Genomic DNA, 23,818 nt, shown 5'->3' with positions numbered 1-23,818 from the left:
ATTACCATTAAAATATTACAATGAACAATTCCAGCCCCTGATATTTTTAATAAAAAGCCCTTTCATCTTCTTTCAAAATTCTGTAACCATAGAATCTTCAATACAAGTTTTTTAGAAAACCTTTTTGCTACTGTTGTAGTAAAGAATTATCTTTGAGAGAAAACACGATATTCCCTTCATGAGACACCTCTCTGTTTTCCTTTTACTATTTTTAAGTTTAAACTTTTCTGCTCAAACTGTAACTGAAACACAAAAGCTTGAATCCCTGTGCAGAATCTGGGGATTTTTAAAATATTACCATCCTCACGTTGCAAATGGAAATCTGAACTGGGACAAGCAGCTCTTTCAGAAAATGAATGAACTTGAATCTGTTTATGATAAAGAAACATTGAATACGCTCTATTCCGACTGGATTAAAAGTCTTGGGGAAGTTCCTCCGTGTAAAGAATGTTCAGTAAAAGATGAGAAAGTATATTTTCTCAAAAACTTGGATCTGAGCTGGATTGACAATTCTCACATTTTCTCTGATAAAGTATCTAAACAACTCCGATATATTGAAAACAACAGAAATCTTGGAGACAACCATTATTTTGGAAAAGGTGGAAGAAAAATATATTTCAGGAATGAAAAATCTTACGGTTCAAAATTTACTTCCAGGGCAACCGGCCTACTGGAATTATTCCGATATTGGAATTATGCAGAATATTTTTTTCCTTATAAATATGAAACAGATCAGAACTGGAATGACGTTCTGACAGAAATGATTCCTAAGTTTCTTATGATTGATAATGATAGAGATTATCACTTAACATTAGCAGAACTTGTCGCCAAAACGGATGACTCTCATGCTTATCTTTCTTCAAAAGAGATTCACAACAGTTTATTCGGTAACCGGAAAGTACCTGTGGATTATTCCTATGCCGAAGGAAAACTAGTCATTACTAAAATCAACAGCACAAAATCCAGAGATAAAAGCCCCTTCCGTAAAGGAGATGTCATTTACGATATTGAGGGTAAAACCATTCCTCAAATAATGAACAGTCTGGGAAAATATATTCCTGCGTCCAATTCCTGGGGGAAGGTAAACAAGATAAAAGATAAGCTTCTCTTCAGCAATAATGACTCTCTTTCTGTAAAGATTGAAAGAGAAGGCCAGAACCTGGAAATCAAAACTAAAACTTACTTCTTAAAAAATATTCTTCACGAAAAAGCAGTGGCCCTGCAAAAGTGGAAATTTATTGATCATGAAAAGAAAACCGGATATGTTAATATGGGAATAATTGAGAAAGAAGATCTTGATGACATGTACAGCAGTTTAAAATTGACAAAATCCATTATCTTTGATCTCAGAAATTATCCGAAGCAAACCATCATCCCTTTAAGTTACCTTTTACTTCCGGAACCTTCCGTATACTATCAGTTTACTTTTCCCGATACCAGCTATCCCGGAAAATTTTACAGCAGAAAAAACAGTACCGGAAGAAAAAATCCTGAATACTATAAAGGAAATGTAATCGTTTTAGTAGATGAAAATACCCAGAGCCAGGCAGAGACTACCACAATGATGTTTAAGCAGCACCCGAAAGCTAAAATCATTGGCAGCAATACTTCGGGAGCCAACGGAGATGTCATTATGTTTAAAATTGCTGATCTTGAAACCAGGTTTACAGGTCTTGGCGCATACTATCCGGATGGAAGGGAAACACAAAGAATAGGCATCATTCCCGATATCATTGTAAAACCCACTGTTGAAGGGGTGAAAAGCGGAAAAGACGAAGTACTGGAAAAGGCTTTGGAATATATAAAAAGTACCAATTAAATGGCGACTAAGTGTGAAATATCTGAGGGAATTTCCATTTAACTAATATTTAACTTTTAATATTTCGATTTTGTGAGATTTTAAAAGGATTTGGTCAACATTTTGATACAATAATCATGTAAAAAATAAATTATGTCAGAAAAGATATTATGGATCGATGATGAAATAGATTTACTTAAACCTCATATCGTATTTTTAGAAAAGAAAGGTTACCAGGTAACCCCGGTTAATAATGTGAACGAGGCTTTGGAACTTATGGATTCAGAGAAATTTGCTTTAACACTTATTGATGAAAATATGCCGGGTATTTCCGGGCTGGAAGCTATTCCCATGATCAAGGAAAAAGATAATTCCCTGAAAATTGTAATGGTGACCAAAAGCGAAGAGGAACACATTATGGAAGAGGCTATCGGATCTCAGATTGCCGACTATATATTAAAGCCTGTAAATCCTAACCAGATTTTACTGTCCTTAAAGAAAAACCTTCAGCAGGATAATCTTGTGGAACAGAAAACGATTTTACAATACCAGCAGGAATTCAGGAACCTTTCTATGGAGCTTTCTTATTTGAGAACGTACCAGGAATGGGCTGAATATTATAAAAAGATTCTTAGCTGGGAAATCAAATTTGATAAAGTAGCAGACAATGAATTTGCCGATCTTCTGCAGTCTCAGAAGGAAGAAGCCAATATTCAGTTTGCCAAGTTTATTGAAAAGAATTACGAAGACTGGCTTACAGATTCTGATAAGCCTATGATGAGCCACACGCTTTTCAAGGAAAAAATAAAACCTGAGGTTGAAAAGGAGAAAGTATTGCTACTAATGGTTGATAATCTTCGCTACGATCAGTGGAAAGTAATTGAACCGTTGTTTACAAAATATTACAACAAGATATCCGAAGATTATTATTACAGTATCCTTCCTACAGCCACTCAATATGCCAGAAACTCTTTCTTTGCCGGACTGATGCCGTCTGAGATTGAAAAACGTTTTCCGGATAAATGGTTCAATGATAATGAAGAAGGTAATAAGAATGAATTTGAGCGTGATTTCCTTGAAGATCAGATGAAGAGAATTGGTCTGGGATCAAAATCAATGAAATATCTGAAAGTCCTGAATGCTGATTTTGAAAGAAAGATCTACGATGATTTCAATCAACATAAAAACAATGATCTTCTGGTAATTGTTTACAACTTCATCGATATTCTTTCTCATGCGAAGACAGACAATCATATTGTGGACCAGCTCATCCGTGATGATAAGACCTTCCGCTCACTGACATTCAACTGGTTTGAAAACTCTTCTCTGCTAAAGATTATCAAAGCAGCAGCCGAGAACGGTTACAAACTGGTCATCACCACAGACCACGGAACAGTATACGTTAAAAAGCCCAGTAAAGTTGTAGGTGACAGGGAAACCTCCACTAATATCCGATACAAGACCGGTAAAAGTTTGACGTATGACGACAGTGATGTATGGGCAATCACCAATCCGGAGAAACTGTTTCTTCCGAAAGGAAATTTAAGTTCCAAATATATTTTTGCGAAAAACAATATATTCCTGGCTTATCCTAAGAACTATAATCATTTTGTAAATTACTATAAAGAAACTTATCAGCATGGAGGAATTTCATTGGAAGAATGTATCATTCCTATCAGTGTATTAGAACCCAAGTAGTTTTTTTCATAGTTTATTTAATTTTGGGTTAAAGGCGGAAAAAATCGAATGATTTTTTCCGCCTCTTTTTTTAAGGCATTCATTTTGCATACTTGAAGGCAACCTTAAATAAATATAATCTTATGAAAAAGCACATTTTTATTGCAGCAGCATTCGCAGCCTTATTTTTAACTTCATGTAATAAAGAAAAGAAAGCAACAGATTCCACACCGGCTACAATAGACAGTGCTGCTTCTACGCCGTCTGATTCAGCAGCTGTTACAGGAACTCAGGATGAAATTGTAAAAAGTACTTCGAAAGACAGCAGTGGAAAAACGTTGGACATGACTTTCAACAACACTAAAAATACGGCTACAGTAGTTTTCAACAATGAAACAATTGAACTACAGGGGCAAAAGCCTGCATCAGGAATATGGTATAAGAATGATCATTATGAACTGAGAGGAAAAGGCGAAGAAATAGAACTGACGAAGGATGGTAAAACAGTTTTTAAAAAATAAATCACTTCCTAAAAATATAAAAAGTCGGCTTTGAAATTAAAGACCGGCTTTTTTATTTCCCTACATTTGAAAAAATTTATTTTGTTTATGAGATTAATCACTTACAACGTCAACGGAATCAGGGCAGCATTTACGAAAGATTTTTTGGGCTGGCTGAAGACTGCAGATCCGGATATTATATCTATTCAGGAAAGCAAAGCCGGAAACGATCAGATCGATATCGAAAGCCTTGAAAAACTGGGGTATCACAGCTATTGGCACTCGGCAGTAAGAAAAGGCTACAGTGGAGTCGGAATTGCGTCAAAAATAAAACCCAACCATGTAGAGTATGGCTGCGGTATTGAAAGCTACGATAATGAAGGCAGGATCATTCGTGCAGATTTTGACGGTTTTTCAGCCATTTCAGTCTATGTACCTTCTGCCTCCAATATTGAAAGACTGGATTTTAAAATGCAGTTCTGCCATGACTTTCTGGAATACATCAAAAATTTAAAAAAGGAAATTCCCAACCTGATTATTTCCGGTGATTTTAATATCTGCCACGAGGCTATTGATATTCATAATCCTGTCGGGTTAAAGAACGTTTCAGGCTTTCTTCCTATGGAAAGGGAATGGATGACCAATTTCATCAATGAATGTGAACTGATTGACAGTTTCAGGTTTTTCAACAATGAGCCGGATAATTATACCTGGTGGAGCTACAGACAAAATTCAAGGGAAAGAAATAAAGGGTGGAGACTTGATTATAACTTCACTTCATATAGTTTAAAGGATAAACTTACCCGGGCTGTTATTTTAAAGGAAGCTGTGCATTCTGACCATTGTCCTGCTTTGCTGGAATTGGATGTATAATATATAAGGCAGAGTTCTAAAACGAAAAACCAGCTGAATCAGCTGGCTTTTTTAATTTAAATCATAAGATTAATCGACAATTTCATATTCAACCGGAATGGTACCATGACTGATATCTCCGATCTCATCGAACGCAGCTTTAGACATGTCTAAAGATCTTGATGAATGGTAAGGCCCTCTGTCATTAATTCTCACTATTACCTCTTTACCATTTTTAAGGTTTGTTACCTTAACGTTTGTTCCAAATGGAAGCGTTCTGTTTGCTGCAGTAAACTTTGAGTTATCAAAGATTTCTCCACTAGCTGTTTTTCTACCGTTAAATTTATCGTGGTAGTACGATGCATAACTTGTTTTTTTCGCATCTAAGGCATTTGCTGTAAACGAGTAAATACCTAAGGTTGAAATCATCATTATGATTACGAGAATGAATCTTTTCATCATTTTGAACTTTTATTGGTTTTGACAGGGCAAAAGTATCAGGAATCTTCACAAGTCCCTATTCGATATGTTAAAAACCGTTAATAAAAGTTTAAAAATATGTTAACGATCACTGCAAGCCCCTATAAACAGGGATTTAAAGACGTATTGTTAAAAAGTGTTAAAAAAACACCGTAAAAGTTAATATAATTAACTAATCCTTGCATAATTTAAAAAACAACAATTTATAAAATATTAATAATCAGCACTATACAAAATATAAAAAGTTAAAATAAAGTCCTAAAATCAATCTTAAAAACTTAAAAGTCTTAAATGACGGATCAGTAAAAAAGTTTCTGACAGAACACGATTGAAGTCACCCAACACTATTCTTAAGATGGTTTTTAACATCCTTTTATTTTGTTAAAATCGATAAATGGATTCATTTTTTACAAAACATGATATTGTACATTCAAAAAATGCACCATTTTACTGCTTTACTATCTTCAGTATCATACCAAGCAACCAGCATTGAACATACATTCTGAATCTTCTGTATGACAAACAGAATGTATAAGCGGATTTATAAAACCCTTATTGATCTCTTATTTTGAATAAAATCCATTTTTAGGGACCTGTTTTAATTGAAATATTGCAATGGCTCTTTTATCAGGAAAACGAAAACCATCCATCTTATAAAAACAAAAACCAATGATTGCTCATTGGTTTTTTTATGTGATTAAATAAAATATTATTTTAAATATTCTAATATGTACTCATAAGTATCCTGAGGATAAACAACTGAAATATTTTGAGAACCTGTAACGGCTGCTCCTGTTGCTATATCATATGAATATAAATCTCTTGCGTAAACCACTTTGTTACCGTTTCCTGTACCTACACCCGCTTTCTTGTAGATTGTAATACCATACATAGAGGTAATACCGGTAGGCGGAGTGATCGTTACGGCAGTAGAACCTGCTGTAGTTGTAAACTGTCCTTTAATAGCATAAACCTGAGTTCCGTCAACCAATGTATTAGTTGCCGTTCCTGTAGCAGCATTTGTTACGTTGAATTTAGGGTCTACAGCTGTATTGAATGGCTTCCATGTACCTCCGTTAAGATTTGATGTTTTGTTATCGTAGTAATAGAAACCTGGCACCACAGAAACTCCGGCAGTACCGGTTGCAGCAGTACCTGTTGCAGTATTATATACAATCATACCATCTAATAAGGTAGGAAAAGCAGTAGGCAATCCATTAACCGGAGCTGCTAAACTTGTCATTGACACCAGATTGGTTCTTGGGAAAACCAGACCTTTACCGTTATTCGTACTACCGTTCCATGTTGTAGAAGATGAAGCATCTAAGAAAGCTGTAGTTGAAGTAACAGCTCCGTTGGCAGGTGTCAGGTTATTTCTTAGCTGTGCAGATAGGGAAACACTAGCAATAGCTAAAACTGTTGTAAATATATTTTTCATCATTTTTAAAGTGCGCTTTTAGTTATCCAAATTGTACCGTTTGAGATAATACAGGTACCATATCCTGGCTGTGCATTTCCTCCGTTACCTAAAGCTCCTGTATTTAGAGTAGCAGTTTCTACATAGAAGCATAATTCACGTCCCTGCTCTGTAGCAGCAGCAGGAAGCGTTACAGTTCCTCCAGAACCAGTATAGTGAATCATATAGTCACCAGGCTGAACCGAAAAGTTAGCATTAGGCTCTACCCTGATGTTTGTATACTGAGCCCCTTTCAGATTACTTGTTCCGTTGACAATAAATTGTCCTGTGCCTGTAGTAAAAGTCAAATTATTATTAGACTGGTTTACAGTTCTAGGACCAGCCAGAACACCATCGCCGGCATAAATACTGGTATCCACTGAAGCACCACCACCTAGTGGTTTCCATGTAGTAGACGGAGAGTCATAGTAGTAAAAACCTACAGCTGTAATATTGGCAGTTTTAGTACTTGCAGTACCGTCAATAGTAGTAACGAAAGCAAGCGCTCCGTTTTGTGCTGCAATATAAACCGCATCTTTAGCTGTAAGCTGAGCTCTTGTCAGACGAGGGACTAGTAAGGCATCAGGTTTAGAAGTATTAGTAGGATCTGCTACTACATCTAAAGTTGTGGCAGGTGTGGTTGTGTTAATCCCCACTCGCCCTTGCTGAGCTTTGGAAATTGCCGTGAAGCAAACCAGCATAGTTGCTGTTAATAAAATTTTTTTCATAAGTTTTTAAAGATTTTAATTATTTTTTTTCATCAATATTTCCAAAGAAAAACGCATCTCAACCTGTGAATATTACTTCTTGACTAAAAGCGGCTCTAAAATATTTTATTTAACCGGATTTTAGTGTGTTTTCAATAGTAACTTATTGAAAGCATATGTTTTAAAAATATTGCCTATGCCGCAAATTTAACATTTAATTTTCTAATTCAAATACTCTGTAAAAGAAAATTAGAGAAATACATCAACATTCGACCATAACAACCTGATTACCAATTATATAAAAATTTTAAAATCTTACTATATATTATGTTAAATTTTCTTAATATTTATTTTTCCAAATTCCTTTTATTCTGATTAATAGATGCTTATATTTAGACCAATTCTCCATATAAGTCAAATTCTTCAGCAGAAGTAATTTTGACATCTGCGAACTCTCCTATTGAAATATAAGTGTCTTCAGCAGAAACCAATACGGTATTATCTACGTCCGGAGAATCATACTCAGTTCTACCGATAAAATAGTTTCCTTCTTTACGGTCAAAAATACATCTGAATACTTTTCCTATTTTCTCCTGGTTCTTTTCCCAGGAAATCTGAGACTGAAGTTCCATGATTTCTTCTACTCTTGCTTCTTTTACCTCCTGTGGAATATTATCTTCCAGAACATGGGCGGTCGTATTTTCTTCATGGGAATAGGTGAAACATCCTAGTCTGTCAAACTTCTGTTCTCTCACCCAGTCTTTAAGCTCCTGGAATATTTCTTCTGTTTCTCCAGGATATCCAACGATAAGCGTTGTTCTGATCGCCATATCAGGAACTTTCTCTCTGAATTTTCCTAGCAGAGCATCTGTTTTCTCATGGGTAGTTCCTCTCTTCATAGATTTCAACAAATCTGAATTGATGTGCTGCAGAGGAATATCTATATAATTACAAACTTTAGGTTCTTCACGGATAATATCAAGAACATCTTCAGGGAAACCGCTTGGGAAAGCATAGTGAAGACGGATCCATTCTACTCCTTCTACTTTTACCAGTTCTTTCAGAAGATCTCCCAATGCTCTCTTTTTATAAAGATCCAATCCGTAGTAAGTAAGATCCTGAGCGATAAGAATCAATTCTTTGGTTCCTTTTTTTGCTAATTTCTGAGCTTCAGAAACCAGTTTTTCGATAGGTGTTGAAATATGGCCTCCTCTCATCAAAGGGATGGCACAGAAAGAGCACGGTCTGTCGCAACCTTCTGAGATTTTAAGGTATGCATAATGCTTAGGAGTGGTTGTAAGTCTTTCCCCTACCAATTCATGTTTATAATCAGCACCAAGGTGTTTCAAGAGAATTGGAAGGTCTCTTGTTCCGAAATACTGGTCTACATCAGGAATTTCTTTTACCAAATCCGGTTTATATCTTTCTGAAAGGCATCCGGTAACGAATACTTTTTCTACTTCGCCCCTGTTTTTTGCTTCTACATAATCAAGGATGGTATTGATGGATTCTTCTTTGGCATTATCAATAAATCCGCAGGTATTGATGACCACAATGTCCCCACGGTCTTCGTGAACCACTTCCTTACCATTGGCTTTCAGCTGGCTCATTAATACTTCAGAATCATATACATTCTTGGAACATCCAAGAGTGACTACATTGATTTTCTTCTTCCCTACAGATTTTGTACGCATCTTTTTGATTTTGAGTCTGCAAAGATACGAAATATTAAAGAGTTCGTATTAAAAAATAAAAACCACTTTAGAAAAGTGGTTTTCAGTACATTCTTTAAAAGTTTTTTTCTCTGAAGCCGGGGGCATTCTGATCTTTATCTGATAATACAGCATCTTTTTCATCAACTTTCCAGTCTATATTGAGATCCGGATCATTGAATTTTACACTGCCTTCTGATTCTTTATTGTAAAAGTTATCGCATTTATAAGAGAATACGGCATGGGTACTCAATACAGAAAATCCGTGTCCGAAACCTCTTGGTACATATAGCTGCAATTTATTTTCGGCAGTAAGTTCAATCCCGAACCACTTTCCGAATGTGGGAGAATCTTCTCTTAGGTCTACCGCCACATCCCAAACGCTTCCTTCAAGACATGAGACCAATTTTGCCTGCGCATGTTCTCCTTTTTGAAGGTGAAGACCTCTTAATACTCCATAGGATGATTTAGAGATATTGTCCTGTACAAAATGGCCATTCATCCCGGTGAGTTCTTCAAATCTTTTTTCGTTGAACTTTTCAAAAAAGTAACCTCTTTCGTCTTCAAAAACGGTAGGCTCTATGATGTAACAATCTTTAAGCGGGGTTTCTTTAATTTTCATGATTTATTTCTAACAAGTTTTTAAAGATTATACTGTTTTTTAATACTCCATTTCAATCCTAAATATATTCCTCCTACAGGCAAAAATATAATAAGGACAACTGCCCAGACCGGTAAAGTAGAACTGATCAGAAATGCATTGACTATCAACTGAAAAAAAGCATACACAAAACTAATCAGCAAATGTGAAACTTTTTTCTCGTTGGCAAATAGCTGATACAGATGCCTTCTGTGGGCTTCGAAAATGTTTTCTTTAAGCAATAGTCTTTCTGTAATCGTCAAAACAACTTCCATCCCGTAAATAGATAAGAGAAGAATGTATTTGTACTCCTGAGTTCTCATGATCAATAAGGTAATCAGGCCTATTACCCAAAAACCTATTCCCATACTACCTACATCTCCGGCAAAGCATTTTGCTTTTTTTCTGAAATTAAAGAACAGAAATACAATACATGCCAGAACAGGATAGTATATAAAATTTTCATCTGTAAACGAAATAATTTCCTTATTAATATATGCTAACGAGAATAACGTGATCAAGCTATATAATCCTGTCATTCCATTAATCCCATCCATAAAATTATAGGCATTCAATGTACCTATAATCATGATAAAAAGAATGGGCCATATCCAAAACGGCATCAGATCAAACGCTCCGGTAAAATATAATAACAGAATTACAGAAAAGAGATGCACGGAAAGCCTTATCCTATTAGACAAAGTTTTAACGTCATCAATGAAACTTATGGTACAAATCGCTAAAAGTCCTGTTCCGAAGGACCAATAATTATGTATTGCTTCATTGAAATTAAAAAGGCAAAAAAGGATAAAAGCAACCGGAAATATAATACCTCCTCCTCTTAATGTAATCTGTGTATGGGCACTTCTATGATTAGGTTTATCAATAATATTGTATTTATCGGCAATTTTGAAATATACCAACATTGAAACCAATAGAATTAGTGAAACAAAAATATACTCCATCAATTATTAAAACTTTTTACTGTTTTTATTAATCCATCTTTAGCTGTGAATGGCAGTTGATTAACTTCTAAAGCAGTTTTTATTTTATCATTGGATACTATTCTGCTTTGAGTAATTTTCCCTAACGTGCTTGAATTAAAAGGTAGTTTAATAGCGTCTCCTATCTTTGCCATCCCTGTAAACAGGAATTTAGGTATGAACATTTTCCTTATTTTTATGCCTCCATATTCTCCAAAGCTATCAATAATCTCTAATGTAGAGAGCCCCTGATCATCATTAACATTGTAAATTCCTGATTTAATAACTTCTTTTTTAGCAATAATCCCATTGATTAAGAAAATAAGATTATCAATAGCTAAGAAACTTCTTATATTATTGAATGAAGCAAATGGATAAGGAATTCCTTTCTTTAAAAAATTAAATAACTGGAAAATGGTACCTTTATCCTGAGGACCATGAATTCTTGTAGGTCTCAGGATGATAATTTTCTTATTGGCTGAAGACATTTTTTCTATTAAAAATTCTTCCGCCTTCCTTTTGGTAATACCATAAGCTGATATAGGATTGCATGGTGCATCTTCATTAAGATCATTATCACTCATCAATTCTTCTACCGCAGCTATACTACTGAAATGGATCAATAAGCTTGCTTCTGACTTTTCAAAAAAATCATAGAGCTTAACTACTGAGTTATAATTCGATGCGAGATAACTATCATATGAAACATTTTTTTCACCATCCCCTGTTTTTCCTATACAGTTTATAATAACATCCGCTTGAGCAAAATCTGCTGCTGATGCATTTCTCAGATCCGGGGTAAATATCTCATGATTTTCACCAAGACTTTCTTTTATGTATTTCCCCAGATACCCAGTGGCTCCGGTGATGTATATTTTCATATTGTATTTATAAATTTATTAAGAATAATTTCTTCGGAAAATTGGTCCTCCGCAAGTTTTCGGGCATTGGCTCCTTTCTCAAAAATGGAAGCAAGTTTATGGCCATCCAAATTATTGAAAAAATGAAGTAGCCCATCCTGATCACCGGGATCAAATTGATATCCTATATTATATTCTTTAATCAACAACCCAACTTCAGAGTTTTTATCTCCAATATATAAAACCGGCTTTCCTGCTGCAAATATATTGTAGGTCTTGGATGGAACTCCTAATCCCAACATCCTATTTGATAATGTAACGATGGCAATATCACAGGAATTCAAAATATTATTTTGTTCGCTTCTCGGGTATGGAGGGTTAAAAACAACATTTTTCAATTGATGTGTTGATACATAGTTTTCTAAATAGGGTTTCATTTTACCATTCCCAACAAATTCAAAGGTAACATTTTCATTGTTGACTTTGCCTATCGTTTCAATAAGAGTATCAAGACCCTGGATTGAACCCAGGTTTCCTGCAAACTGGAAATGAATTTTATCAGATGTTGAGTAGATTTCTTTTTTTTCAGGAAAAATATTCGTAATGTCTGCCCAGTTTTCAATAATACTTATCTTTGGTTTTTTGCTAAAGGGTTGAAGCTTCTCAGTAAAAACTGTCTCCATATCCCTGCCCAGCACAATAATATGATCAAATGTAGAGTAAGCTTTATTAAAAATATTCCTCACCAGTTTATATTTAAAGCTCTTTTCATTATTTATCAACCCTGCAGCAAGTGTATTTTCTGGAAAAACATCATGTACAAGAATTGTGATTCCAATTTTTTTAAAAATTTTTGTAATGGAAGCAAAGACAAGAAAAGTAGCAGGATTTGTGACAGTAAAAATCCGGTCTCCCGATTTTACTTTAAATAATAAATGATAGAAGAAACCGAATGAAAGGGATAGAAGTTTTAATATTCTTGAACTGGTTTTATCTTTATCTCCTTTATAACTTTTTATCCGTTTAATTCTTACTCCCGGATCCAGCGTAAGATAATCCTTATCTATGCTTTTATCGTAAGATGGATATCCACAAACAACCTCTACATCATACTTTTCAACCAATTTGTTAGATATCTTGGTCATAATATATGATGTAGAAGTTTCTTCCGGATAGAACAGTTCAGAATATACCCAAAGCTTTTCTTTTTTCTGCGTCATTTTAATATCATTATATCTTTCCGGTATAAAGATCCCTAAATGTAACAAACTCATAGCCATTCTGTTTCAACATACTAATGAGTTTATGCATTTTCTTTTCCACTGATTTACGTCCTGTATTAAAGCGTAGTTTAGTTTTAAAGTCGGTATTTTCTGGAACTGTTATATTATAATTTTTTGAAAACTCAAACGGATGGATATAAAAGAAGTAATTACCGTTTGTTTTTATATACTTTTTGAGTAGTGCTTTAGTTAGAAACCACGGAAAAATTCTAAGATAACCTCCACCCGAAACCGGCAAGTTTTTTCCAAATATTTCTACAGTACTGGCTTCAAATTCTAAAAACCGGTCTTTTTTGTAAATATCTTTAGCTAAAGAATCAAAGTCATTGAGTTCTATTCTTCCATAGAGATCATGCGAATCAAACTTGATCTTACTGGAATCATAAGTAAGATTAAATTCATTTTTCAGAATATCCAGTCTTTCTCTATCCAAACTAAAGCAAGGTGCTCTATATCCATCCGGCTCTACATTAAGTACCTCTTTCATAATATTCAGTCCTTTTTGAGTATCTTCTCTAAACTCTGATATGGAAAGATTTAATGGTCTGACATGGGAATATGAGTGAAGGGCAATTTCATGCCCATGTTCAATAATGAGATTCAGTTCATTTTTATATTTAGAGACAAGTTCTCCTACAACAAAGAATGTTGTTTTAATCTCATATTGTTTTAGAAGGTCTAAATAAACCATAAGCCCATCCATTGTAGACTGGCTTGTGTTACATTCTTCTTTATTAAAATAATCAAGATGGAACCAGTCTTCTACGTCCATTCCCAGAACTGCATATTTTTTCATATTAGTCTACCTCCTTTCTTTTTAAAATCTTTAAAATCATCAACTGTAGGCCAGGTAAAATAACTTCCTTCATGAACAGGATTATCTTTTACCTCTATGGTACCATTATTAATATTCTCAATAACCTTACACATTACATTTCCGCCTACTTCTTTTGTTTTCTCAATAAGCGTTTTCATTGTTTCGTCAGGGCTTATCATTACTTTTTCCTGTCCTAATATTTTACCATTATCAATTTTGGTATCCATATAGTGAACGGTAACCCCAGTCGATTTCTCATTTTTATAAAGCGTCCAGAAACTAGGCATTACCCCTGCATAATGAGGAAGGTAAGAGCAATGAAGATTAATACATCCTTTTTGAGGAAGCGTTAATAATTTGTCTTTAAATACTACAGGTGCAGAATAAGAGACAATGATATCAGGAGACAAAGCTTTTATTCTTGATAAAAATGCTTCATCATTAGGATTAGAGATGATATTAAATGGAATATTATATTTTCTGGCTACTCCTTTCAGACTTCTTGGCTGAACTTTCAACTTATATCCAAAAATAGAGTCTGCCGTATTGATAATTTTATGTCCTATCACCGTCATTCCCATCTTTATTGTCTGTCCCCAGCCAAATCCTTTGATAAAAAGATCTTTCTTATTTACCAGACTGGATTTAGTGCGGATATCTATCACTTCGACAATTTCAACGAATCCTAGCTTAATAAGTTTCTCAATATTCCTGGGAACGGAAAAAGAATCTTCCTGTGTTAAAATAATTATTTTCATCTTTTTTTATTTTCTCCAGACTACTCTATTGATATAATCTGTATAACTTAAAATAATTCTTACCATTTTCTCAGAGACATTCGGCATTGAATAGTCTGATACGGGTCTGTAATTTCTTTCTTTTCCTACTTTCTGTTGCTGAAGCTGAACCAGTCCCTGCAGAATTCTTTCAGGAGAAAGTCCTACCATCATTACGGAAGCTTCTTCCATTGCTTCCGGTCTTTCGTGGGCTTCTCTGATATTAAGTGCTCTGAAGTTCAGGATAGAAGATTCTTCAGAAATTGTCCCTGAATCTGATAAAACAGCATAACTTCTCATTTGAAGTGCATTATAGTCATGAAAGCCCAATGGTTTTAAAAACTGGATTTCCGGTCTTACTGTAATCTGTTTTTTATCAATCATATTTCTTGTTCTTGGATGGGTAGAAACAATAATCGGATATCCAAACTTTTCTGCAATTGCATTCAAACTTTCCATTAACCCTGTGAAGTTCTTTTCAGAATTAATATTTTCTTCTCTATGAGAGGAAACCACAAAGTATTTTCCTTCTTCTAAATTAAGTCTTTTAAGAACATCTGAGCTTTCTATCTGAGGTAAATAATGATTTAAAACCTCAAACATCGGAGACCCTGTTTTGATGATTCTGTCTGCCGGCAAACCTTCTTTCAACAGGTATTCACGAGCAATATCAGAATAGGTTAGATTAACATCTGCAGTATGATCAACAATTTTACGGTTGGTTTCCTCCGGCACTCTCTGATCAAAACATCTGTTTCCTGCTTCCATATGGAAAATCGGAATCTGTCTCTTTTTAGCAGGGATCGCACAAAGACAGGAATTCGTATCTCCTAAAACAAGAAAGGCATCCGGCTGTAATTCTTCTAAAAGCGGATCAATCTTGATAAGGATATTACCTACTGTTTCTGTAGCTGTTTTTCCTGCTGCTTCCAGAAAGTAATCGGGTTTTCTCAATCCAAGATCTTCAAAGAAAATCTGGTTAAGTTCATAGTCATAATTCTGTCCTGTATGGACAATGATATGTTCTACAGCTTCAGAAGCATCCAAAGCTGATAATACTCTTGATAATCTAATGATTTCCGGCCGTGTACCCACGACTGTCATTACTTTTAATTTTTTCATTATAACAAAATAAAATTATCGATATAAATACTGCTCCAAAAGTCCAAAACTCCATATTGGCAAAAATAGTATATGAGGTAAGAACTAAAACAAAGTATTGTATAAAAAATAAAACAAATGGTAAATAATATATATTTTTTTCAATATAACTTATTTTGAATTTCCATATATCCTTAAAATACAAAAAAAATAAAATCATCCCTGCTATTCCCATGCTCATCAATATTTCAATAAAAATATTATGAGGATAAAGCCCGTCTTCAAATAAAACACGACCTCCCAGAGGAATATTGTTTTTAAAAATCTCCCACCCTTTTGCTAAATAATAGGATCTACCATATGCATTCCCTTCAAAAATAGCAGCATACATTCTGGTAACAAATTCAAAGTTTGCTAATGATGTTTGTTTCAAAATGTAGATACTTATTATAAAAAGTAGAACTGAAGAGGCTAATGCAACCCAGTATTTTAACTTATTTATATACAATAATGCAAGCAATAAAATGATTAATATTGCAAGCCAAGGACTTCTTGCAGAAGAACAAAAAAAAGTAAAGCAGCCTATTAATATTCCTGAAATAGATTTAAATTTTTGAGATGATTTAAAATAATAGAAAATTGAAATAATCAATAAAGATAGACCATAATGTCCAGTACTGATATAATACCCAGCAAATATTCCACTTGATTTTTCAAAGCCTCTGTACACAAATATTGTATATAAACAACTTATTCCTAATATAATCAATAAAAAATTAAAGATCAAAGCACTTAGCTTTACCGTAATTTCTTTTGAAAAGTTAATACTTAAAACGGCTATATAAGGAATTAAATTCAGGCATATAATTCTTAAATAAATTTTTTCTTCATTATTTAAAACTTCCTGCTGATAGCTATCGTGTTTAAAACTATAAATAGTTTTCACTAAATAAAACAGCCAAAAAAGAGCGGTAAAAATAACCGTTAACTTCCTTCTCTTTATATTTTCAAAGTTAATAAATATAATATAACAACTTACCAGGAATAGAATAACACGAAAAGGAACAGAAAAATATTCATTGGGGAGATCTAACTGGCGGGAAAATGAATAGAAGAAAATATACCCAAAAGTCAGGAAAAAAATAAAAAGAAATTCAATATTATATTTCCTTGTTCTCTCCATATCTAAACATTTAAAAAGTAGGTGTCAGCATCCTCCGGGTTAAAAGGTTCATTGATCCAAAAAATGGTATATAATTCTTCGTCTCCTATATTCTTAATATTATGCGTATACCAGATAGGCATATCTACGTAAGCCGGCTCACTCCCATCCAGATAAAAATCCAATACTTCATCTGTATCAATTTTTCTTAGCTGTATAAGGGCTTTTCCTTTTATTACAGCAAACCTTTCTATTTTTCTGGTATGAAAATGATTTCCTCTGGTAATTCCGGGAACAGTAGTAGAAAAAGAGCATTGCCCGCCAATTCCTAAACGGATTACTTCTACAAAAGCACCTCTCGGATCTGTATGTTGTGTAAATTTTACAGGGTAATGATTTTTAATATCAAAGTAACACCTGAAAGTATTAAACAGATTTAGATCAAATTTGGTTTTTAATTCAGGAATTTCCCCGTTATCAAAATAAAGTTGCTTAAAGTTTTCCAGTTTTTCCAGTACTTCTGAAACTTTATTGACTGAAGTATGGGAAGCTTCATATAATTCTCTGGTTTCTCCGCTTTGGATATTATTTATAATTTCCTGAACAAGCTCTCCAACATAAATAAGTTTTACTTCTCCATCATTATCAATACTTGGAGTTTCTCCATGAGTAAGTTTATAGCAAAACGTTGCTATAAAAGAATTATAATTAGGCTTTCCAAAAGGTCCGAAAACATTTGGAATAATCATCCCGGTAAAGGTTCCTCCGGATTTTTTGGCCCATTCAGAAAAAAGTTCTCTTCCTTCTTTTTTAGATTTTCCGTAGAGATTATCCTTTTCTTCCTGAGAAGATGATGAAAACAGAATATGAGCTTTTGATTCAGTTCTTTCCAAAGAGGCTATAAGCTCTTTAACCAGACTGATATTATTATTAAAAATAACTTCCGGATCAGAATGACGATTCATTGCCGCCAAATGCACAATAACATCACACTGTTTTACAAAATGGTCTAATTGTCCTGAATCATTGAAAAATTCTTTTTCAAAATCAATTCTTTCGAATTTTTCAGGCTGCAGACCTAAAGTATTGTATAAATGAGATCCTACAAATCCATTTTGTCCTGTAATTCCTATTCTTTTCATCTTATAAATTTTCAAAATAATCTATAGGAAAACGATAATCATCGTCTATTTCTCCTAAAGAATAATTTGCCATTACTAATAACTTTGCCCCTTTTTCGTCAGCTTGAATAGCACTTGCATATCCACTGGGAACATGGAGTACATCCAATTTTGCAGCACTAAGCTGATATTCTAAAATTTCCAATTCTTTAGCAGGACTCTCCCAGTTATCAATTTTAACTAATCTTATTGTAAAGCTTCCCTGCAATGCAGAAAACCAGCGCTGTTCAATCTTATGTCCAGTCCAGCCTCTTATAAAATTTACATCTGCATTTTCTATGCAATATATCCTTTTAATCTCAGAAGCCTCAAAATTATTATTAAAAAAGAGACTCCCTCTCATATCTGAATGTTTTCCGCCTTCAAAAATCTCAGGTGTATTCATTAAATCATATTTTTTAATCAGGATATTGCATTACATCTTCTCCCAATACTTCTTTTCGTATAAGAGGAAGTTTCAACAACAGCTTTTTCATTCCTTCTACATCCTGTTGCTCTGTATTATGAGAATGGTAGTCTTCAATTTTAGATATATCTTCTTCTCCTTCGGAAAAATACTGTGCATAATTCAAGTCTCTGTTGTCTGCAGGAATTCTGTAGAAATCACCCATATCTTCTGCTTTCAGCATTTCTTCACGGGTACACAAAGTTTCATAAAGCTTTTCACCGTGTCTTGTTCCCATTATTTTTATTGGATTCTCTGCCTTGAACATATCTTTTAATGCCTGAGCAAGATCACCTATAGTTCCTGCCGGAGCTTTATTTACAAATAGATCACCAGGATTTCCGTGTTCAAAAGCAAATAACACAAGGTCAACTGCCTCTTCCAATGACATCAAAAATCTGGTCATATTAGGGTCTGTAATCGTAATGGGGTCTCCATTTTTAATTTGTTTAATAAATAATGGAATTACAGAACCTCTGGATGCCATTACATTACCATATCTTGTAAGACAAACTACTGTTTCTTCAAGATTTCTGGATGCGGCTACAGCTACTTTTTCCATCATTGCCTTGGATATTCCCATTGCATTAATAGGATAAGCAGCTTTATCTGTACTTAAACAGATTACTTTTTTAACATTATTTTTTGATGCAGCATCAATAACATTTTGTGTCCCCTCTACATTTGTTTTTACGGCCTGCATAGGGAAAAATTCACAAGAAGGAACCTGTTTCAGTGCTGCAGCATGAAAAACATAATCTACACCTCTCATGGCAGGTTCTATACTATTAAGGTCTCTTACATCTCCGATATAAAATTTCAGTTTATCATTTTTAAACTGATTTCTCATATCATCCTGTTTTTTCTCATCCCGTGAGAAAATCCTGATTTCTTTAAAATGGTCTGTATGTATGAATTTCCTTAAAACAGCAGTCCCAAATGAACCTGTGCCACCTGTAATAAGGAGGATTTTATCTTTAATTTTCATATTTTTAATTCGTTATTTTCATATTAAATGCTTCTTCCCAAATAGCAATATTATATAACTTCCATTGCATTTCCCTATTCCTTAAGCTTTTAATTTTTTTTGAATAAAGCTCCTGTATAATTTTCGATGTATTAATTTTTTCTAAAATCGTTTCTGAGTATGGCCACCATTCATCAGTGGGAGCATCAAATCCTATCTTTCTTTTTCTCCAAGTAATTTTATCAGGCAATTTCTCTGATAAATTTTTTCGAAGAATATATTTAGACCATCCTTTGTAAATCTTAAAATGGTTATTAATAGATAAGCAAGTTTCTACAAATTTATAGTCCAAAAATGGTAATCTTGTTTCTATTGAAAAAGCCATTGAGTTTTTATCTTCGAATCTTAATAATTCTGGAATTTGTGCCCAAAAAATTTCAATCCTCTGCATTTGAAATATATTGGAATATGATTTGGTAAGGTTTTTCATCAATGTAAAATCAATAGAATGCTTATATTTTGCTTTCAGGCCTCTAGCTCTAAACAGTATCCCCATTTTTCTGATCCAATAAACACTAAAATAAAGATAGTAAAGCCCGCCTTTTAATATTGAAATATCATAATGGCTTCTCAGATTCAATAGAAATTTACTATTCTTAAAAAATGAATGATTTCTTAAATAAGCAGCAGTATAACGACTATAACCTAACAAAATTTCATCGGCACCCTGCCCATCTAACAATACTTTAATTCCCAGCTTGTTCGTTTCGCTCATAAGAAAGTTCTGCATATAAATTGCAAGTCCTCCAAACGGTTCCTCCTGGCTAGTAATTACTTTTATTATGGAATCTTTAAAATCTTTCTTATCGGGATATATTAAATCTTGAGTTAAATGCAAATATTCCGAGACCAGTTTAGAATACTCACTTTCATCATTATCAGGATTTCTTGAACCCACTGATATGACATTAAGTTTTTCATTTCTCTCTGAAAGAATTTTTGAGCTTACTGTCACTAAAAAAGAACTATCTAATCCTCCACTTAATGCAGCTCCTATATTTACATCGGATCTTAATCTCAGTTTTATAGCTCTTTCAATTTCTTGTTGAAAAAGTTTGGCAGATTCTTCTAAATTTAATTTAGAAATGTCTTTATGGAAAGGAATATCATAATATTTATATATTTCAAAAGTATTTGTATTTAAGCAATATACCAGATTATGAGAACCTTGCAGTTTATAAATACCTTTAAAAAAAGTCTCATTACTCTGCTCTGTAAGATTAACAGCAATAAACTGAAGTAAAGTTTGTAGATTAACTTCAGTTATTTTTTCTATTTCCAGAATAGCTTTTATTTCAGAGGCAAAAATAAATTTTTTATCATCCGTAAAATAATAAAAGGGCTTTACTCCAAATCTATCACGTGAACAGAATATTTTATTTTTTGCAGCATCGAAAATAGCAAAAGCCCACATGCCATTAAATTTTTCGACACATTTTTCTCCCCAGTAATCATACGAAGCTATTAAAATTTCTGTATCACAATTCGTATGAAAAATATACCCTTGTTTTTCCAGCTCTGTTTTCAGCTCAATATAATTATAGATAGCGCCATTGAATGTGAGTACTTTATTTTTAAATAAAAATGGTTGATTTCCAGAATTGCTTGTATCAATAATAGCAAGTCTTCTATGACCAAACCCGAAATTTCCATTCATATAGAATCCTTCAGCATCCGGTCCTCTGTGCAACATTTTATTGGTCATCTTCTTTAAGATTTCCTTCGTTACAGAAGTTCCTTCCTTATATATTATACCAGCAATACCACACATTAATTAAAAATACTTTTTGATAAGATTTTCTTTATCTGCAAAATTAGGATAGTTAATTAAAACAGCTTTTAATTTTCCTTTGAAAACAAATAAGCTTCCAGCTGCTGCGCCGATAATTCCAAACTTATTAATGAGTTCGCCTATATCTTCCATTTTACCAGCACCTCCAATAGCTGTAAGGGGCAGGGTTGTTTCTTTTCTTGCGGCCTCAATAAGCTTCATATCATATCCTTTCATCTCGCCATCTTTATCAATAGAATTGATAACTATTTCACCTGCACCAAGCTGTTCAAATTTTTTAATCAATTCATATGGAGATTTGCCTGTTGATTTTTTTCCGTTATGGGTGTATACTTCATAACCACCAAATAGTTTTTTCTTAACATCCAAAACGACCACAACACTCTGGCTTCCTACTTTTTCCGAGATCTCTCTTATAATTTCGGGGTTATTGACCGCTCCTGCACTAAAAGCTATTTTCTCTACACCTAAAGCAAAAATTCGTTGTGCCTGCTCAACAGTGGTTACCCCACCGCCATAACATAAAGGCATTCTGCATTCTTCGGCCCAGTGCTCAATCATTTTGAAATCAGGACCTCTTCCTTCTGCAGTGGCATCAATATCTAAAATAATCAGTTCATCAACTTCCTTCTCATTAAAAATTCTTACCGCATTCATTGGATCTCCCAAATATCTTGGATTTTTAAAATGCTCGGTTTTTACCAATCCTTTATCATGAACCAAAAGGCAAGGTATAATTCTTGGTCTTAACATTTTTCTGCAAAGTTCTTTAATAGTTGAATTCCAAAATGATGACTTTTCTCCGGGTGGAATTGAGCTCCGAAAATATTGTTATGATTAACAGCACTTGTAAAATTGATTCCATAATTGGTTTCCGCTATGGAATCGTTTTCATTATTACATTTAAAATAATAACTGTGTAAAAAATAATATCTTGGATCAGATTCCAGATCTCTCAGGAGTGGAGTATCTTTTACAATCTTAATATCATTCCATCCCATATGAGGTAAAGGCAGTTTGGCAGAAACCTGAGAAGCATCGAATTTATGCACATAAGCATCTATCCATCCCAATCCGGGAAGACTTCCCTCATCACTTCCTTTGGCCATCATCTGCATCCCTACACAAACTCCTACTACGGGAAGTTTCTGATTAACTACCAAATCATTTACTTTAGCAGCCATACCAGAATCATTAAATCTCTGCATTGCATAATCAAAATGCCCTACTCCCGGAAGAATAAGTTTGGTTGCCTGATCCAGATTTTCAACTGTCTTTGCAGTAGTTGCAGGAATATTAAGTTGTTTATATATATTCAGAAAAGCGTTAATATTACCAACGCCATAATCAATAATTGTAACCATATTATTATTTAAACGCTCTTTTTTCAAGACCTAACATCTGCATCACTTTCGTTCCCAGTTGTATCAATTTATAATTATTCTTATAGTCTCTGAAAGTCTTATTGGGTCCATTGAAATACCCCCAAAGTTCATCAACGGTAAAATCCAGTTTTTTAGCAACATATTCAAATTCTTTCATCAGCTCATCTTCAGGAAGCTCTGGACTAGACACTCTCTCTAAGGCAGCCTCTCTTGTCAGCTGGCCTGTAAGGATCAAACTTGATAAGTGATTTTTTCTTTTATCATATCCAAATTTTCTTGGTAACCAGAAGGCTTCATAGAATCTTGTAAATCTTGACTCATGGTGCTTATGCTTGTACCTCTGCCATCCGAACTTTTCTTCTAAGAGATCTTCAGCTTCTTTTTTAATAAACCTGACATGGTCAAGAGGTTTTACAACTCTTACTCCATTAATTAATCTGTATTGGATTTTGTATTTAAATATATCGCATCTAGGGAATGTTTTTAGTTTTCTTTCCCCAAACTTACTATGGATATCATTAACGTATTTCATATCCGTTTGATAGTAAGCTCCCCAGTGAAGTGGTTCTCTTACACATTCCGTAGAGAAATTACCTCCGGTTAAGATATATTTAATACCATTTTTAGCACAATAGTTATAAAGTGATGAGAAAAATACCAGATCCTGAGGAGTATCAATATCCGGAACCTGAGATTTTATAAAAGCTCTCTGAAGATCCTTCATTTCTTCCCAATTGATAACATCAGTATAAAGATCCAATCCTAATCCGTCAACCAGATTTTTGATGTTATTGGTAGAAACATCAGAGTTCCAACCTGCATCTACGTGGTAAAGCATAGGTCTTAATCCCCATTTTTCAATGGCCAGATATACAAGATATGAGCTGTCTAAACCACCAGAAATACCAATAATACAATCATAATCTTTTCCTTTTCCTTCTTCTTTGATTTTATCGATTACCTTTTGGATTTCCTGCTCTCCCTGTTCGTTAGGGTGCCAGTTTGGCAAAATATTGTTGTAATAGTTACCACAATAATCGCATACTCCTTTATCATCAAATATAATAGTTTCATCTGTAGTGTCCATAATACAGTTAACACACACTTGTACAGATTTTCCTGAGTTTTCCATCTTTTATTTTTTAGTTTGCAAAGATATAAATAATATAAAGCTAAATAGAATT

The 23,818-nt window shown here is 33.9% G+C and carries 23 protein-coding genes; 4 read left to right on the top strand and 19 right to left on the bottom strand.

Annotation, left to right across the window (positions count from 1 at the left end; genetic code table 11):
- Positions 1–178 precede the first annotated feature (178 nt).
- The 4 genes from ACTJJF_RS10470 (at position 179) to ACTJJF_RS10455 (ending at position 4,848) form a co-directional block, all read left to right on the top strand.
- A complete protein-coding gene (locus ACTJJF_RS10470) occupies positions 179–1,819 on the top strand; it encodes a S41 family peptidase (protein ID WP_440699620.1) in 1,641 nt (546 codons plus the stop codon).
- Positions 1,820–1,951: 132 nt separating this feature from the next.
- On the top strand, positions 1,952–3,496 hold the full coding sequence (locus ACTJJF_RS10465; RefSeq protein WP_065398954.1) for a bifunctional response regulator/alkaline phosphatase family protein: 1,545 nt from the start codon (positions 1,952–1,954) through the stop codon (positions 3,494–3,496).
- Between the two features lie 122 nt (positions 3,497–3,618).
- A complete protein-coding gene (locus tag ACTJJF_RS10460) occupies positions 3,619–3,996 on the top strand; it encodes an MliC family protein (protein ID WP_440699619.1) in 378 nt (125 codons plus the stop codon).
- Positions 3,997–4,083: 87 nt separating this feature from the next.
- The gene (locus ACTJJF_RS10455) at positions 4,084–4,848 is read left to right on the top strand and encodes an exodeoxyribonuclease III (protein ID WP_312304203.1); all 765 of its coding nucleotides are present in this window, start codon (positions 4,084–4,086) and stop codon (positions 4,846–4,848) included.
- Between the two features lie 69 nt (positions 4,849–4,917).
- On the opposite strand, the gene ACTJJF_RS10450 is transcribed toward ACTJJF_RS10455, so the two are convergent.
- From ACTJJF_RS10450 to ACTJJF_RS10360, 19 genes are all read right to left on the bottom strand, one after another.
- Positions 4,918–5,289: a septal ring lytic transglycosylase RlpA family protein gene (locus ACTJJF_RS10450; protein ID WP_065398957.1), complete on the bottom strand. Its 372-nt coding sequence runs from the start codon at positions 5,287–5,289 to the stop codon at positions 4,918–4,920.
- 727 nt (positions 5,290–6,016) lie between these two features.
- Complete coding sequence (locus tag ACTJJF_RS10445) at positions 6,017–6,748, bottom strand: hypothetical protein (protein ID WP_312304207.1); 732 nt, start codon at positions 6,746–6,748, stop codon at positions 6,017–6,019.
- A 2-nt stretch (positions 6,749–6,750) separates the two neighbouring features.
- On the bottom strand, positions 6,751–7,491 hold the full coding sequence (locus ACTJJF_RS10440) for a hypothetical protein (protein WP_440699618.1): 741 nt from the start codon (positions 7,489–7,491) through the stop codon (positions 6,751–6,753).
- Between the two features lie 371 nt (positions 7,492–7,862).
- Positions 7,863–9,164: a 30S ribosomal protein S12 methylthiotransferase RimO gene (gene rimO / locus ACTJJF_RS10435; RefSeq protein ID WP_440699617.1), complete on the bottom strand. Its 1,302-nt coding sequence runs from the start codon at positions 9,162–9,164 to the stop codon at positions 7,863–7,865.
- A 94-nt stretch (positions 9,165–9,258) separates the two neighbouring features.
- Positions 9,259–9,804, bottom strand: a complete 546-nt coding sequence (rfbC, locus tag ACTJJF_RS10430; protein WP_065398960.1) for a dTDP-4-dehydrorhamnose 3,5-epimerase — start codon at positions 9,802–9,804, stop codon at positions 9,259–9,261.
- A gap of 20 nt (positions 9,805–9,824) precedes the next feature.
- The gene (locus ACTJJF_RS10425) at positions 9,825–10,787 is read right to left on the bottom strand and encodes an MraY family glycosyltransferase (RefSeq protein WP_440699616.1); all 963 of its coding nucleotides are present in this window, start codon (positions 10,785–10,787) and stop codon (positions 9,825–9,827) included.
- A complete protein-coding gene (locus tag ACTJJF_RS10420; RefSeq protein ID WP_440699615.1) occupies positions 10,787–11,686 on the bottom strand; it encodes an NAD-dependent epimerase/dehydratase family protein in 900 nt (299 codons plus the stop codon). Before ACTJJF_RS10420 ends, ACTJJF_RS10425 begins: the two co-directional genes overlap by 1 nt.
- A complete protein-coding gene (locus tag ACTJJF_RS10415) occupies positions 11,683–12,939 on the bottom strand; it encodes a glycosyltransferase family 4 protein (RefSeq protein WP_440699614.1) in 1,257 nt (418 codons plus the stop codon). Before ACTJJF_RS10415 ends, ACTJJF_RS10420 begins: the two co-directional genes overlap by 4 nt.
- Complete coding sequence (locus ACTJJF_RS10410; RefSeq protein WP_440699613.1) at positions 12,896–13,744, bottom strand: polysaccharide deacetylase family protein; 849 nt, start codon at positions 13,742–13,744, stop codon at positions 12,896–12,898. The genes ACTJJF_RS10415 and ACTJJF_RS10410 overlap by 44 nt, the downstream gene beginning before the upstream one ends.
- Positions 13,741–14,523, bottom strand: coding sequence for a methionyl-tRNA formyltransferase (locus ACTJJF_RS10405; protein ID WP_440699612.1), 783 nt, complete (start codon positions 14,521–14,523; stop codon positions 13,741–13,743). The genes ACTJJF_RS10410 and ACTJJF_RS10405 overlap by 4 nt, the downstream gene beginning before the upstream one ends.
- A gap of 6 nt (positions 14,524–14,529) precedes the next feature.
- Positions 14,530–15,663 carry a non-hydrolyzing UDP-N-acetylglucosamine 2-epimerase gene (wecB, locus tag ACTJJF_RS10400; protein WP_440699611.1) on the bottom strand — a complete coding sequence of 378 codons (1,134 nt, stop codon included), beginning with the start codon at positions 15,661–15,663 and terminating at the stop codon, positions 14,530–14,532.
- Positions 15,611–16,825 (bottom strand): O-antigen ligase family protein, encoded by a 1,215-nt coding sequence (locus ACTJJF_RS10395; RefSeq protein ID WP_440699610.1) that lies wholly within the window; start codon positions 16,823–16,825, stop codon positions 15,611–15,613. Before ACTJJF_RS10395 ends, wecB begins: the two co-directional genes overlap by 53 nt.
- Positions 16,826–16,827: 2 nt before the next feature.
- Entirely contained in the window at positions 16,828–17,946 is a 1,119-nt protein-coding gene (locus ACTJJF_RS10390) for a polysaccharide biosynthesis C-terminal domain-containing protein (protein WP_440699609.1), read from the bottom strand.
- A gap of 1 nt (position 17,947) precedes the next feature.
- Positions 17,948–18,370 (bottom strand): WxcM-like domain-containing protein, encoded by a 423-nt coding sequence (locus ACTJJF_RS10385; RefSeq protein WP_440699608.1) that lies wholly within the window; start codon positions 18,368–18,370, stop codon positions 17,948–17,950.
- Between the two features lie 13 nt (positions 18,371–18,383).
- Entirely contained in the window at positions 18,384–19,418 is a 1,035-nt protein-coding gene (locus ACTJJF_RS10380; RefSeq protein ID WP_440699607.1) for a polysaccharide biosynthesis protein, read from the bottom strand.
- 4 nt (positions 19,419–19,422) lie between these two features.
- The gene (asnB, locus tag ACTJJF_RS10375) at positions 19,423–21,228 is read right to left on the bottom strand and encodes an asparagine synthase (glutamine-hydrolyzing) (protein WP_440699606.1); all 1,806 of its coding nucleotides are present in this window, start codon (positions 21,226–21,228) and stop codon (positions 19,423–19,425) included.
- A gap of 3 nt (positions 21,229–21,231) precedes the next feature.
- A complete protein-coding gene (locus ACTJJF_RS10370) occupies positions 21,232–22,002 on the bottom strand; it encodes an AglZ/HisF2 family acetamidino modification protein (protein WP_440699605.1) in 771 nt (256 codons plus the stop codon).
- Entirely contained in the window at positions 21,996–22,613 is a 618-nt protein-coding gene (gene hisH / locus ACTJJF_RS10365; RefSeq protein ID WP_440699604.1) for an imidazole glycerol phosphate synthase subunit HisH, read from the bottom strand. Before hisH ends, ACTJJF_RS10370 begins: the two co-directional genes overlap by 7 nt.
- Positions 22,614–22,617: 4 nt before the next feature.
- The gene (locus ACTJJF_RS10360; protein ID WP_440699603.1) at positions 22,618–23,766 is read right to left on the bottom strand and encodes an N-acetyl sugar amidotransferase; all 1,149 of its coding nucleotides are present in this window, start codon (positions 23,764–23,766) and stop codon (positions 22,618–22,620) included.
- Between the last annotated feature and the right edge of the window lie 52 nt (positions 23,767–23,818).

Origin of the sequence: Chryseobacterium sp. 22458 (assembly GCF_052044975.1) — a bacterium.
In the GTDB taxonomy this organism is placed as follows: Bacteria; Bacteroidota; Bacteroidia; order Flavobacteriales; family Weeksellaceae; genus Chryseobacterium.
Note: the sequence above shows the minus strand (reverse complement) of the source record. Positions and strands in the feature narration are given on the sequence as shown.

What these genes read in the sequence shown, in the direction of transcription:
- ACTJJF_RS10370 (WP_440699605.1), bottom strand. Translation starts at nt 22,002, where the DNA reads ATGTTAAGACCAAGAATTATACCTTGCCTTTTGGTTCATGATAAAGGA.
- asnB (WP_440699606.1), bottom strand. Translation starts at nt 21,228, where the DNA reads ATGTGTGGTATTGCTGGTATAATATATAAGGAAGGAACTTCTGTAACG.
- ACTJJF_RS10405 (WP_440699612.1), bottom strand. Translation starts at nt 14,523, where the DNA reads ATGAAAATAATTATTTTAACACAGGAAGATTCTTTTTCCGTTCCCAGG.
- rimO (WP_440699617.1), bottom strand. Translation starts at nt 9,164, where the DNA reads ATGCGTACAAAATCTGTAGGGAAGAAGAAAATCAATGTAGTCACTCTT.
- rfbC (WP_065398960.1), bottom strand. Translation starts at nt 9,804, where the DNA reads ATGAAAATTAAAGAAACCCCGCTTAAAGATTGTTACATCATAGAGCCT.
- wecB (WP_440699611.1), bottom strand. Translation starts at nt 15,663, where the DNA reads ATGAAAAAATTAAAAGTAATGACAGTCGTGGGTACACGGCCGGAAATC.
- ACTJJF_RS10425 (WP_440699616.1), bottom strand. Translation starts at nt 10,787, where the DNA reads ATGGAGTATATTTTTGTTTCACTAATTCTATTGGTTTCAATGTTGGTA.
- ACTJJF_RS10410 (WP_440699613.1), bottom strand. Translation starts at nt 13,744, where the DNA reads ATGAAAAAATATGCAGTTCTGGGAATGGACGTAGAAGACTGGTTCCAT.
- ACTJJF_RS10470 (WP_440699620.1), top strand. Translation starts at nt 179, where the DNA reads ATGAGACACCTCTCTGTTTTCCTTTTACTATTTTTAAGTTTAAACTTT.
- ACTJJF_RS10420 (WP_440699615.1), bottom strand. Translation starts at nt 11,686, where the DNA reads ATGAAAATATACATCACCGGAGCCACTGGGTATCTGGGGAAATACATA.
- hisH (WP_440699604.1), bottom strand. Translation starts at nt 22,613, where the DNA reads ATGGTTACAATTATTGATTATGGCGTTGGTAATATTAACGCTTTTCTG.
- ACTJJF_RS10460 (WP_440699619.1), top strand. Translation starts at nt 3,619, where the DNA reads ATGAAAAAGCACATTTTTATTGCAGCAGCATTCGCAGCCTTATTTTTA.
- ACTJJF_RS10385 (WP_440699608.1), bottom strand. Translation starts at nt 18,370, where the DNA reads ATGAATACACCTGAGATTTTTGAAGGCGGAAAACATTCAGATATGAGA.
- ACTJJF_RS10360 (WP_440699603.1), bottom strand. Translation starts at nt 23,766, where the DNA reads ATGGAAAACTCAGGAAAATCTGTACAAGTGTGTGTTAACTGTATTATG.
- ACTJJF_RS10415 (WP_440699614.1), bottom strand. Translation starts at nt 12,939, where the DNA reads ATGAGTTTGTTACATTTAGGGATCTTTATACCGGAAAGATATAATGAT.
- ACTJJF_RS10450 (WP_065398957.1), bottom strand. Translation starts at nt 5,289, where the DNA reads ATGATGAAAAGATTCATTCTCGTAATCATAATGATGATTTCAACCTTA.
- ACTJJF_RS10390 (WP_440699609.1), bottom strand. Translation starts at nt 17,946, where the DNA reads ATGAAAAGAATAGGAATTACAGGACAAAATGGATTTGTAGGATCTCAT.
- ACTJJF_RS10395 (WP_440699610.1), bottom strand. Translation starts at nt 16,825, where the DNA reads ATGGAGAGAACAAGGAAATATAATATTGAATTTCTTTTTATTTTTTTC.
- ACTJJF_RS10440 (WP_440699618.1), bottom strand. Translation starts at nt 7,491, where the DNA reads ATGAAAAAAATTTTATTAACAGCAACTATGCTGGTTTGCTTCACGGCA.
- ACTJJF_RS10380 (WP_440699607.1), bottom strand. Translation starts at nt 19,418, where the DNA reads ATGAAAATTAAAGATAAAATCCTCCTTATTACAGGTGGCACAGGTTCA.
- ACTJJF_RS10465 (WP_065398954.1), top strand. Translation starts at nt 1,952, where the DNA reads ATGTCAGAAAAGATATTATGGATCGATGATGAAATAGATTTACTTAAA.
- ACTJJF_RS10455 (WP_312304203.1), top strand. Translation starts at nt 4,084, where the DNA reads ATGAGATTAATCACTTACAACGTCAACGGAATCAGGGCAGCATTTACG.
- ACTJJF_RS10445 (WP_312304207.1), bottom strand. Translation starts at nt 6,748, where the DNA reads ATGATGAAAAATATATTTACAACAGTTTTAGCTATTGCTAGTGTTTCC.